Source organism: Paraburkholderia sp. A3BS-1L, from assembly GCF_051125215.1.
Taxonomy (GTDB): Bacteria; Pseudomonadota; Gammaproteobacteria; order Burkholderiales; family Burkholderiaceae; genus Paraburkholderia.
The window spans coordinates 2233192-2244839 of the sequence record NZ_CP120442.1; the positions used below are offsets into that span (position 1 = coordinate 2233192).

12 protein-coding genes are annotated in these 11648 nt (G+C 63.5%); all 12 read right to left on the reverse strand.

The annotated features are described in order from the left end of the window. Window positions 1–148: 148 nt before the first annotated feature. Window positions 149–1042 (reverse strand): signal peptidase I, encoded by an 894-nt coding sequence (gene lepB / locus P5W99_RS10100; RefSeq protein WP_421024371.1) that lies wholly within the window; start codon window positions 1040–1042, stop codon window positions 149–151. Window positions 1043–1075: 33 nt separating this feature from the next. Further along, window positions 1076–2869, reverse strand: a complete 1794-nt coding sequence (lepA, locus tag P5W99_RS10105) for a translation elongation factor 4 (RefSeq protein WP_421024372.1) — start codon at window positions 2867–2869, stop codon at window positions 1076–1078. 129 nt (window positions 2870–2998) lie between these two features. After that, window positions 2999–3325 (reverse strand): glutaredoxin family protein, encoded by a 327-nt coding sequence (locus P5W99_RS10110; protein WP_434660465.1) that lies wholly within the window; start codon window positions 3323–3325, stop codon window positions 2999–3001. A 3-nt stretch (window positions 3326–3328) separates the two neighbouring features. Beyond that, window positions 3329–4840 carry a DegQ family serine endoprotease gene (locus P5W99_RS10115; RefSeq protein ID WP_434660466.1) on the reverse strand — a complete coding sequence of 504 codons (1512 nt, stop codon included), beginning with the start codon at window positions 4838–4840 and terminating at the stop codon, window positions 3329–3331. Window positions 4841–4860: 20 nt separating this feature from the next. After that, complete coding sequence (locus P5W99_RS10120) at window positions 4861–5931, reverse strand: MucB/RseB C-terminal domain-containing protein (RefSeq protein WP_421043436.1); 1071 nt, start codon at window positions 5929–5931, stop codon at window positions 4861–4863. A 6-nt stretch (window positions 5932–5937) separates the two neighbouring features. After that, the gene (locus P5W99_RS10125; protein WP_434660469.1) at window positions 5938–6591 is read right to left on the reverse strand and encodes a sigma-E factor negative regulatory protein; all 654 of its coding nucleotides are present in this window, start codon (window positions 6589–6591) and stop codon (window positions 5938–5940) included. Between the two features lie 87 nt (window positions 6592–6678). After that, entirely contained in the window at window positions 6679–7278 is a 600-nt protein-coding gene (rpoE, locus tag P5W99_RS10130) for an RNA polymerase sigma factor RpoE (RefSeq protein WP_035522669.1), read from the reverse strand. Window positions 7279–7514: 236 nt separating this feature from the next. Beyond that, window positions 7515–8018, reverse strand: coding sequence for a protein YgfX (locus P5W99_RS10135; RefSeq protein WP_434660472.1), 504 nt, complete (start codon window positions 8016–8018; stop codon window positions 7515–7517). A gap of 31 nt (window positions 8019–8049) precedes the next feature. Then, window positions 8050–9291, reverse strand: coding sequence for a beta-ketoacyl-ACP synthase II (gene fabF / locus P5W99_RS10140; RefSeq protein WP_421024378.1), 1242 nt, complete (start codon window positions 9289–9291; stop codon window positions 8050–8052). Window positions 9292–9489: 198 nt separating this feature from the next. Then, window positions 9490–9729, reverse strand: coding sequence for an acyl carrier protein (acpP, locus tag P5W99_RS10145; RefSeq protein ID WP_004197638.1), 240 nt, complete (start codon window positions 9727–9729; stop codon window positions 9490–9492). Window positions 9730–9897: 168 nt separating this feature from the next. Beyond that, window positions 9898–10647: a 3-oxoacyl-ACP reductase FabG gene (fabG, locus tag P5W99_RS10150; RefSeq protein ID WP_129562453.1), complete on the reverse strand. Its 750-nt coding sequence runs from the start codon at window positions 10645–10647 to the stop codon at window positions 9898–9900. A 41-nt stretch (window positions 10648–10688) separates the two neighbouring features. Further along, the gene (fabD, locus tag P5W99_RS10155) at window positions 10689–11627 is read right to left on the reverse strand and encodes an ACP S-malonyltransferase (RefSeq protein ID WP_434660542.1); all 939 of its coding nucleotides are present in this window, start codon (window positions 11625–11627) and stop codon (window positions 10689–10691) included. Window positions 11628–11648 lie beyond the last annotated feature (21 nt).

Below are 11648 nucleotides of genomic sequence, written 5' to 3' on the forward strand. Positions count from 1 at the left end.
CGGCCCCGGCGAAAACGCCGGCCGGCGGGCGAAAAACCGTGATGAAGCGACGTTACCGGCGGTTCTTCAAGTAGCGCACGAAGATGCGCTGCGAATCAGGTGCAAGTCGCGTGCATTTTGCACGTACGCAGCGCACATCAAACGCGCATTACTCGAACGAGCCGATGCGCTTCAAGCTGCTGAAGTTCATCCAGATAAAGAACGCGCGGCCAACGATGTTGGCGTCGGGCACGAAACCCCAGTAGCGGCTGTCCGCGCTGTTGTCGCGGTTATCGCCCATCATGAAGTAATGTCCCGGGGGCACCTTGCAGATCACGCCGCGTGCGTTGTACTGGCAATTGTCGCGATACGGATAATCTTCCGCACCGACGATGAACGGCGGCACAGCGGGATTATTGAGGATGTTGTTCTTGCGGCCGCCGAGGTCTTCGGTGAACTGCTTCGCGTAGCCGATGCGCTCTTCGTCGAAGTAATCGGCTTGCGGCGTTTCAGGCACCGGCTTGCCGTTGATCGTGAGCTGCTTGTCCTGATAGGCAACCACGTCGCCCGGCAGACCGATCACGCGCTTGATGTAGTCGACCGACTCGTCCTTCGGATAGCGGAACACCACCACGTCGCCGCGCTGGAGCGCGCGGCCCTGGGTGATCTTCGTGTTGGTGATCGGCAGACGCAGTCCGTAATCGAATTTGTTCACGAGGATGAAGTCGCCCACAAGCAGCGTGGGCACCATCGAACCCGACGGAATCTTGAACGGCTCGACGACGAACGAGCGCACGAAGAACACGATCAAAATTACGGGAAAGAAGCTCGCCGTGTATTCGAGCCACCACGGCTGGCGTAGCTTTTCGTTGCGCAGGTTCTGACGCGTCGCGGGCGCGTTCTCGTCGGCGAAGCGCTCGCCAATGCGTGCCTGCTGCCGGTCGAATTCGGCGATCGCCGCATCGGCGGCAAGGCGCCGGCGCGGCATGAACACCAGCTTGTCTGCAACCCACGCGATACCCGTCAAAACGACGAGCACAAAAAGAATCAGCGCAAAATTCATGGAAAGGTCCGTTGTTCTGCTTGTCTGCCCAGCTTATTTGTCTTCGACCCGGAGGATCGCGAGGAACGCCTCCTGCGGAATTTCCACAGAGCCAACCTGCTTCATCCGCTTCTTGCCTTCCTTCTGCTTTTCGAGCAGCTTCTTCTTGCGCGTGATGTCGCCGCCGTAGCACTTGGCCAGCACATTCTTGCGCAGCGCCTTGATGTTCTCGCGCGCGATGATGTGCGCGCCAATGGCGGCCTGAATCGCCACGTCGTACATCTGGCGCGGGATGATCTCGCGCATCTTCGCCGCCACTTCGCGGCCGCGATACTGCGACTGCGAGCGGTGCACGATGATCGACAATGCATCGACCTTGTCGCCGTTGATGAGCATGTCGACCTTCACGACATCCGAGCTGCGGTACTCCTTGAACTCGTAGTCCATCGACGCATAGCCGCGCGACACCGACTTCAGGCGATCGAAGAAGTCGAGCACAATTTCGGCCATCGGAATTTCGTAGGTGAGCTGCACCTGACGGCCGTGGTACTGCATGTTGATCTGGTTGCCGCGCTTTTGCGTACAGAGCGTGATGACCGAACCCACGTAGTCCTGCGGCATGTACAGATTCACGGTCACGATCGGCTCGCGGATTTCCGCGATCTTCGAAGGCTCCGGCATCTTCGCCGGGTTCTCGACCATGATCTGCGTGCCGTCGGCCTGCACGACCTCATACACCACGGTAGGCGCCGTGGTGATGAGGTCCATGTCGAACTCGCGCTCGAGACGCTCCTGCACGATCTCCATGTGCAACAGGCCGAGGAAGCCGCAGCGGAAACCGAAGCCCAGCGCCTGCGAGACTTCGGGCTCGTACTGGAGCGAGGCGTCGTTGAGCTTGAGCTTTTCGAGCGATTCGCGCAGCGCGTCGTACTGGTTCGCCTCGACCGGATAGAGGCCCGCGAACACCTGCGGCTTCACTTCCTTGAAGCCCGGCAGCGGCTCGGCGGCCGGCTTGGTCGCGTGCGTGACTGTGTCGCCCACCTTGGTGGCGGCGAGCTCCTTGATGCCCGCAATGATGAAGCCCACCTGCCCCGCCGAGAGCGATTCCAGGTTGCGCGACTTCGGCGAGAACACGCCCACGTGCTCGACCGGGTACTGCGCGCCGGTGGCCATGAGCTTGATCTTGTCCTTCGGCCGCAGCGTGCCGTTGACGATGCGCACGAGCATCACCACGCCCACGTAGTTGTCGAACCACGAGTCGATGATGAGCGCCTGCAGCGGCGCCTCGGGATCGCCCTTGGGCGGCGGCACCTTGGCGATGAGCGCTTCGAGCACATCATCCACGCCGATGCCGGTCTTCGCGCTGCAACGCGTGGCGTCGGTAGCGTCGATGCCGATCACGTCCTCGATCTCTTCGATGGCGTTTTCGGGGTTGGCAGCGGGCAGGTCGATCTTGTTGAGCACCGGCACCACTTCCACGCCAAGCTCGATCGCCGTGTAGCAGTTCGCCACGGTCTGCGCTTCCACGCCCTGGCTTGCGTCCACGACGAGCAGCGCGCCTTCGCACGCCGAAAGCGAGCGACTGACTTCGTACGAGAAGTCGACGTGCCCCGGAGTGTCGATCAGGTTCAGGTTGTAGACCTTGCCATCACGCGCCTTGTACGAGAGGGCGGCGGTCTGCGCCTTGATCGTGATGCCGCGCTCGCGCTCGAGATCCATCGAGTCGAGCACCTGCGATTCCATTTCGCGGTCGGACAAGCCGCCGCACAACTGGATGATGCGATCGGCGAGCGTCGACTTGCCATGGTCGATGTGCGCAATGATCGAGAAGTTACGAATATGATCCATTCAGTGCCGATCAAGCGAAAAAGGCGCGCCCCAACGAAAGCTGGACACGCCTTGTAAACAGATGAAAAAACGATCTATTTTAGCCGAAAAGGGGACCGCCCGGCGAACCGTGCGGTAAGTCACGATGTGTCACGGCGCAGCGACGCCCTGTGACGCGCCATCGGGCGCCGCGGCGCCCACGCCCAACGCGGCGCGCACGCGTGCCTCGTCGAGCCGGTAATGACACAGTTCGACGCCGTCACAGACCAGCACGGGCACGAGTTCGTCGTAACGCGCCTGCAGTGCGGGGTCGGAATCGACATCGATCACCTCGATGTGCGCCCCCGCCGCTGCCGCCAGCGGCTCCAGTGCCGCACGCATGTCCTCGCATAGATGACACCACGCACGGCCATAAAGCACGAGATGCGCCCCCGTGCGAGAACCCGTCACGGTCTGGTTCCGGAAAGGGGCGCTCATCGCTTACTTCTGCCCCGGATTGCGCGGGCGCAGCGGCACGAACTGCGTGTTGTCGCCGCGACGCACGAGGATTGCCACCATCTTCTGCGAGTCGAGCCGCGACGTGACTTCCAGGAACTGCTTCGCGCTCGTGATATCCGTGTCACCCACGCGCAGGATGATGTCGCCCTTCTGCAAGCCCGCACGCGCGGCCGGACCATCCACCGAGTCCACCATCACGCCGCCCTTGATCTTGAGCTGGCTCATCTGGTCGGCGGTCAGGTCCGTCACGGAAAGACCCAGCGCATTCGCCGCGCGCGGCTTCGGCTCCGGCGTCTTGCGCTGATCAGCCTTCGTGCTCTTGTCCGGCTGCAACTCGGCCACGGTGATCGGCAAATCGCGCGTCGCGCCCTTGCGCCAGATCGTGATGGTCGAGCGCGTGCCCGGCTTGGTATCGCCGACCATGCGCGGCAGGTCGGTAGCCGCCTCGACGGTCTGGCCGTTGAACTTCTGGATGATGTCGCCCGGCTGGATACCAGCCTTGTCGGCCGGGCCGCCTGGCTCGACGCTCGACACCAGCGCACCCTGCGCCTTCGGCAGACCAAGCGAATCGGCCACGTCCTTCGTCACCTCGCCGATCGCTACCGCAATCCTGCCGCGCGTGACCTTGCCCGTGGCCTTGAGCTGATCGGCCACGCGCATCGCCTCATCGATCGGAATCGCGAACGAAATACCCATGAAGCCGCCGGTGCGGCTATAGATCTGCGAGTTGATGCCGATAACCTCGCCCTGCATGTTGATGAGCGGGCCGCCCGAGTTGCCGGGATTCACGGCCACGTCGGTCTGAATGAACGGCAGATAGTCGCCCGTATCGCGGCCTTTCGCGCTCACGATGCCCGCCGTCACGGTGTTTTCGAGCCCGAACGGCGAGCCGATCGCGAGCACCCACTCGCCCACGCGTACCTTGTTCGAATCGCCGATGGTAATGGCCGGCAGATTGCTGGCCTGGATCTTCACGACCGCCACGTCGGTGCGGTCGTCCACGCCGATCAGCTTGGCCTTGAACTCGCGCTTGTCGGTGAGCGTGACGTAGATGCTGTCCGCGTCGTCGACGACGTGCGCGTTGGTCATCACGTAGCCGTCGTTCGTCATGATGAAGCCCGAGCCCACGCCGCTGCTCTGCTCGGTATCGTTGCCGCTATCCGGTCCGGAGTCCTGCCCGCCGCCCTGGCCACCACCTTGACCGCCGCGCGGCGACTGGCCGCCCTGCGGCCCCTGGGGCACGGGAATGCCGAAGAAGCGCCGGAAAAATTCCGACATGTCGCCGTTGTCCATTCCCGGCGGCAGACCGCGCTGCGAGAGCGTCACGCGCGTGGTGGTGCGAATGTTGACGACGGAAGGCCCCACCTTGTCCACGAGATCGGTGAAGTCCGGCAGATTGGCGGCAGGCGCCGCCGATGCCGTAAGCGAGGCGAACGGCAGGCACGCCGCCACCACCGCGGCCGCGAAGAATTTGCGCAGCGGGAGGATCGTCATATCGAAATCGGCCGTAGCAGTTACTTGGGAGCCTTGTATTCTATGGCAGACGCGAATTGCTGCAACGTGGTCTGGGGCACCTCGCCAAGCAAAGTGATCCAGTAGTCCCCGCTGCGCTTCACGAGCACATGGGTCGCGCCGCTGCTACCCGAGCCTTCCTTGCGACTGTTGTGCTCGACCGGTTCGACAAACACGGAGACGGCCGAAAGCCCATCGGAAAACACGGCCTGATCGACGGGAATGGGGGGCTCGTTGGCGTCGCGGGCGGCCATCGGGCGACGCACTTCGCGAATCATGCGAAAGCCCGGCACGGTCTGCGCGAAGGTCCAGCCTTGCGCCTGCATGTCAACCGTTTGCAGCGGCGCACGCACGACCGTCCAGCCAGCGGTATTGCGCATACCGGACGCGATCGGCGCCTTGTCCACCGGCACACCGATGCTCACCTGCGTAAAGGAAAGCTGCTGGAGCACCTGGCCATTCGACGGGTCGAGCGTCTGCGCGCGCAGCAGCAGGCCCGTTTTCGCATCGACCCACAGCTTGTAGGCAAAGCGCCAGGCGTCCTTCGGACTGAGCTCGATCACGCTGCTGTCGATGCCCGCCACACGGTCGCTGCCGAGCATTTTCGGCTCATAGACGGCGAGCACCTGCTCACCATTTGTAGCAAGCAATGCCGGGAAGGCTTCCTTGTTCTGGCGTTTTTCGACGACACACAGCTTGCGCTCGGGCACGAATGTGTAGAGATCGTCGTTGTGGCGCAGCATTTTGCGCGGCTTGCCGTCGAGGCTCTCGAGCTGCTCGTACTCGCCGTCACTCCTCGTGGCGTAGTGCGTGATGCGCGAGGACTGCACGTACGCGCCGCGCTGGTAGACGAAGGTGCCCGTGTAGTTCAGCTGCTGAGCAGCCTGCTGGATGCGGTCGAGCCACTGCACGGCGCTCTGGCGCGCGGCCGGATCTGCCGTGGAGGCAGCCGACGCGCCTTGCGCGTGTGCGTGCGTGGCGGCAGACAGTGCGGTGAACATTACGGCTGCACAGCACAGCAATGCCGGCAACCGCCCCGAGATCGTCGTTTTATTGAACCGCGCTATCTGCATCAGACTTTATTGGCCTTGCGTGGTAAGGGCGGCAGACCGGATGAACGGCATGGAATCCGACATGACCGGTTGCTGCGCGAACTGCTGGTGCGCTTCGAGATATTCGTCCAGACGCGCATCGCGGATGATGTTGCCGTCCTGCATGGCGGCGGCCGTCTGCACCGGCACGGTATTCATGGCCACGCGCTGGACATTGTCGCCGGCGGATTGCACCGAGGCGATCTGCGGCGCGCCGGCCATGCCGACGCCGCGCATCTGCGGCATGACGATCCACGTGAGCGTGGCGGCCGCGGCGGCCACGGCCAGCGAAGGCACGACGCGGCGGCGCAACGCGAGAATGCGCGAGACGCGACCGGCATGCGCGGCGGATTGTGCCGACGTCGGCAAAGCCGCCGGCGCGAGTACGTGCGGCTCGGCCTCGAAACGCGCGGCAAAGCCCGCCATGAACGACTGGCTCGCAGCCGGGCTCATCGCCAGGTCGTCGGAGCGCAGCACGTCGCCGATCAGGTGATAGCTCGACCAGACCTTGCGGCCTTCTTGATCGAGCCCCGAAAGAATAGCGTTCAAATGCTGTCCATCGCCGGCCATTTCGCCGTCGACGAAGGCGGACAGTTGCTCGCCGCGCGAGCTTGACACCGATTGCATCGAAACCGACCCCATGATGCTCCCCATTTTCTTACAGAGCCCCGTAGTGACACACACCCACATCCAGTGTATTGCGTCCGTGCCCGGCGCAGTGCTGGCGTGCTACCAGCGCTTGCCTTCCGGTGTGTCCAGCAGCGGACGCAATTTTGCCGCAATGGCTTCGCGAGCCCGAAAAATTCTCGATCTGACGGTGCCGATCGGGCAGCCCATCATCTCGGCGATTTCCTCGTAGCTCAAACCCTCAATTTCCCGAAGAGTAATGGCGGTGCGCAGTTCTTCCGGTAAAACCGCCATGGCAGCGTTGACCGTCTCGGCGATCTGCTTGCTCATCAACATCGACTCGGGCGTGTTGATATCCCTTAGTTGATCGGCGTCCGAGAAAGTTTCCGCTTCTTCTGCATCTGCTTCGGTGGATGTGGGGGCGCGTCTTCCCTGGGTCGCAAGGTAGTTCTTCGCCGTGTTGACAGCAATTCGGTACAACCACGTATAGAAAGCCGATTCGCCACGAAACTGCGGCAGTGCCCGATACGCCTTGATAAAGGCGTCCTGTGCCACGTCTTCGACCTCGGCGGGATCCCGCACGAGGCGCGAGATCAGGCGGATGATCTTGCGGTGGTACTTGGAGACCAGCAGTTCGAACGCAGCCTTGTCGCCTTTTTGCACGCGCTCGACCAGCAACTGATCTATTTCTTTTTCGCTCACCTGAAAAATCCGTTAGCTCATTGAAGTGGACGCGGGGGCACCATTGTAGCGTTACCGCCACGCCGCCACGTTACACGCGTAACAGCCGTTACAGTCGTTACCGCGCTCTGGCAGACGCAGCACAAGACCGGCTGCGCTGGCGCAGCCAAAAACAATGCAGGCAATGCGGAAAAATGCGGGTACGCGAAACCGTCAAAACGCCGACCGCCGCGCAAGCGCGATGGCGCTTGAAGGCATTAACGGCCGGATGCGCCGCGCGCACTCACTGCGAGGATGCGGAAGATCTCGGCATCGAGAGAGTCGGCGGCCAGGAGCAGCGTCTTGCGGCGTCCGCCCTCTTCCACCACGAGCGCGAGGAGCGCTGCGCCCCGCTGCGAAGCGCCGAGCAGGCGTCCATCGACGAGCTGCGCCCCGCTGCGCGCAAATGCAGCGAAACGATCGGCCCCGATTTCAACGAAGGCTGGCTGCGCACGGCGCCATGCCTGGAAAGCGAGCATCCCGGCCGCGCCCAGCGCGAACGCCGGCGGCAAAGCGCGCCACGCACCAAGCCAGGGCGCGAGCGTCGTGAAAAACGCGGTAGTTGCAATCAGCACGCCGGCAAGCAGCAGCGCTTGCAGTGCCCGGGACGGGCGCAAGGCGATGCGCGGCGCACGCGTGCGCCGCGCATCGAAAGAGGTGTTGCGGCCGGCCGGCGCATGCAACTGCACCAGCGCGGCCGCCGTGTCGCGCGAGGCGATCACATCGGGCTCACATGCCGCTTTTGGCAGCAGTTCAAGCGAAGCGCTTGAAAACGAGCGTGCCGTTCGTGCCGCCGAAGCCGAACGAGTTCTTCAGCGCGACGTCGATCTTCATGTCCCGCGCGGTGTTCGCACAGTAGTCCAGGTCGCATGCCGGATCCTGGTTGAAGATGTTGATCGTCGGCGGCGACACCTGGTGGTGCACGGCCAGCACCGAGAACACCGACTCCAGGCCGCCCGCGCCGCCCAGCAGGTGGCCGGTCATCGACTTGGTCGAGTTGACGACGATGTCTTTCGCGTGATCACCGAACGCGCGCTTGATCGCGGTGGTTTCCGCAATGTCGCCGAGCGGAGTCGAGGTGCCGTGCGCGTTCACCCAGTTCACTTCGTTCGGGTTCACGCCTGCGTTACGCATCGCGTACTGCATGCAGCGGCGCGCGCCGTCACCGTCTTCGAGCGGAGCGGTCATGTGATACGCATCGCCGCTCATCCCGTAGCCGCCGACTTCTGCATAGATCTTCGCGCCGCGCTTCTTCGCGTGCTCGTACTCTTCGAGGATCATCACGCCGGCGCCTTCGCCCAGCACGAAGCCGTCGCGGTCCTTGTCCCACGGGCGGCTCGCCGTTGCCGGATCGTCGTTGCGCTGCGAGAGCGCGCGCGCCGCCGCGAAGCCGCCGATGCCGAGCGGCGAGACGGTCGATTCCGCACCGCCCGCGATCATCACGTCGGCGTCGCCGTACTCGATCAGACGCGAGGCCTCGCCGATGCAATGCAGGCCGGTCGTGCAGGCCGTGACCATTGCAAGGTTCGGGCCTTTGATGCCGTACCTGATCGACAGATGGCCGGAGATCATGTTGATGATCGAGGCCGGCACGAAGAACGGCGAAATACGGCGCGGGCCGCGGTTGAGCAGCTCCGTTTGCGTCACTTCGATCATGGGCAGGCCACCGATGCCCGAGCCCACCACCACGCCTACGCGCTCGGCATTCTCTTCGGTGATCTCGAAGCCGCTGTCCTGCATCGCCTGGACGCCCGCAGCAATGCCGTAATGGATAAACGTATCCATGTGACGTGCTTCTTTCGCCGGCATGTAATCTTCGACGTTGAAGCCTTTCACTTCGCCGGCAAAACGGGTCGAGAAGTTCGTAGCGTCGAACTTCGTGATGTTGGCGATGCCGGACTTCCCGGCGACCAGATTGGCCCACCCGTCGGCAACATTATTGCCAACAGGCGAAATCAGCCCCAGGCCTGTAACAACAACTCGACGACGGCTCACGGTAACCCCTTTTCCATAGATGACAAAACAAAAGCCACAGAGGCCACAGGAAATGCTCCTGTGAGCCCTGTGGCTAGTTGACCGGCCGATGCCCCGCAGCAGGTGCGACGGGCGTTCGCGGTTTCACGGGCAAGCATCCTCGCGGACCGCTAGCGTGCAACTCGCGTGCGCGCGCCGGCCCGGGCAAGGAACAGGCGCTTAGGCCTTGACGTTCGCGCGAGCGTAGTCGATCGCTTGCTGAACCGTCGTGATCTTCTCGGCTTCCTCGTCGGGGATTTCCATGCCGAATTCGTCTTCGAGAGCCATCACCAGTTCCACGGTGTCGAGCGAGTCTGCACCCAGATCGTTCACGAACGAAGCTTCGTTCTTGATTTCAGCTTCGGCGACGCCCAGTTGCTCGGCGACGATCTTCTTGACGCGCTGTTCGATGTTGTCCATTACCCCTCCAAGGGAAAAAAGTGAGCTCATAAATGCGAGTGCGCGCATTTTATCAGGTTTGACCTGGCTGAAAAGCGGCGCTCGCGGTTCCGGAACGGCTATTCGCGCACGCGCTCAGGCGAGTTATTCGCCGAAGCGCATCAAGGCGCGGATAGTACCCGAATCCGGTTAAGACATATACATCCCGCCATTTACGTGCAATGTAGTGCCCGTGATATAGCCCGCCTGCGGCGATGCGAGAAAGACCACCGCATGTGCGATGTCTTCCGGGCTGCCCAGACGGCCCAGCGGGATCTGCTGCTGGAGCGCGGCCTGCTGCTCGGCAGGCAGATCCTTGGTCATGTCGGTGTCGATGAAGCCCGGCGCCACGCAGTTCACCGTGATGCCGCGGCTGCCGATCTCGCGCGCGAGCGCGCGCGTCATGCCCGCGACGCCGGCCTTGGCCGCCGCGTAGTTGGCCTGGCCCGGGTTGCCCGACGAGCCGACCACCGACGTAATGTTGATGATGCGGCCGGCGCGCGCCTTCATCATCGGGCGCAGCACGGCGCGCGAGAGGCGGAACACCGACTTCAGGTTGGTGTCGAGCACCGCGTCCCACTCGTCGTCCTTCATGCGCATCGCCAGGTTGTCCTGCGTGATGCCGGCATTGTTGACGAGAATCGCGAGGCCGCCGAACTCCTTGACCGTCGCGTCGATGAGCGCTTCGGCCGCCGCCGCGTCGTTGACGTTGAGCACCACGCCGCGGCCCTTCACGCCCGCAGCTTCGAAAGCGGCGGTAATGGCCTGCGCGCCGGCTTCGCTCGTTGCGGTGCCGATCACCGTCGCGCCCTGGCGCGCCAGTCCCAGCGCAATGGCCCGGCCGATGCCGCGCGAAGCGCCGGTCACGATCGCGGCCTGATTGTCGAGAGTTTTTTCCATCGTTCGAATCCGTTGCGTTTGATACTTTTCGATGCGGCGGCTTAAGCCTTGAGGAGCGCGAGCGCTTCGTCGAGCGACTTCGGATCGGCCACCGAGGCGCCGGCCAGATTGCCGTCGATACGCTTGGTGAGGCCCGCCAGCACCTTGCCGGGACCGCACTCGATCACATGCGTCGCACCCTGGGCGGCGATCGCCTTGACGCACTCGACCCAGCGCACCGGACCGGCGGCCTGGCGCACGAGCGCCTCGCGAATCTTCGCGGGATCGGTTTCGAAGGCCACGTCAACGTTGTTCACGACCGGGATGGCCGGCGCATTGAGCGTGACGTTCGCGAGATATTCGCGCAGCTGGTCCGAAGCGGGCTTGAGCAGCGACGAATGGAACGGCGCCGAAACCGGCAGCGGCAATGCACGCTTGGCGCCCTTGGCCTTGGCGATTTCGCAGGCCTTTTCGACCGCGCCCTTGTGGCCGGCGATCACGACCTGCGCCGGCGCATTGAAGTTGACCGCCTCGACCACGCCGCCGCTTACCGCTGCGGCTTCCGTGCAAACCGCGCGCACGGTGTCGTCGTCGAGACCGAGCACGGCGGCCATGCCGCCCTCGCCCACCGGCACTGCGCTTTGCATCGCCTGTGCGCGAAAGCGCACGAGCGGCACGGCGTCGCGGAACGCAAGCACGCCCGCAGCCACGAGCGCCGTGTATTCGCCCAGGCTATGGCCCGCGACGATCGCCGGCGCCGGGCCACCCGCCGCTTGCCACGCGCGATAAACGGCGTAAGCGGCGGTGAGCATAACCGGCTGCGTGTTGGTGGTGAGATTGAGTTCGTCGGCAGGGCCTTCGGCGATCAGCTTGCCGAGATCCTGATCGAGTGCATCGGACGCTTCCTTGAGCGTCTCGCGCACGATGGCATTGTCACCGAAGGCGTCGAGCATGCCAACGGCCTGCGAGCCTTGTCCTGGAAAAACGAACGCAAATTTCATAACGTCCCCAAAATTCGATCA

Bases quoted from the DNA above. Each gene is read 5' to 3' on its own strand.
- lepB (WP_421024371.1), bottom strand. From the start codon at position 1,042: ATGAATTTTGCGCTGATTCTTTTTGTGCTCGTCGTTTTGACGGGTATC.
- lepA (WP_421024372.1), bottom strand. From the start codon at position 2,869: ATGGATCATATTCGTAACTTCTCGATCATTGCGCACATCGACCATGGC.
- P5W99_RS10110 (WP_434660465.1), bottom strand. From the start codon at position 3,325: ATGAGCGCCCCTTTCCGGAACCAGACCGTGACGGGTTCTCGCACGGGG.
- P5W99_RS10115 (WP_434660466.1), bottom strand. From the start codon at position 4,840: ATGACGATCCTCCCGCTGCGCAAATTCTTCGCGGCCGCGGTGGTGGCG.
- P5W99_RS10120 (WP_421043436.1), bottom strand. From the start codon at position 5,931: ATGCAGATAGCGCGGTTCAATAAAACGACGATCTCGGGGCGGTTGCCG.
- P5W99_RS10125 (WP_434660469.1), bottom strand. From the start codon at position 6,591: ATGGGGTCGGTTTCGATGCAATCGGTGTCAAGCTCGCGCGGCGAGCAA.
- acpP (WP_004197638.1), bottom strand. From the start codon at position 9,729: ATGGACAACATCGAACAGCGCGTCAAGAAGATCGTCGCCGAGCAACTG.
- fabG (WP_129562453.1), bottom strand. From the start codon at position 10,647: ATGGAAAAAACTCTCGACAATCAGGCCGCGATCGTGACCGGCGCTTCG.
- fabD (WP_434660542.1), bottom strand. From the start codon at position 11,627: ATGAAATTTGCGTTCGTTTTTCCAGGACAAGGCTCGCAGGCCGTTGGC.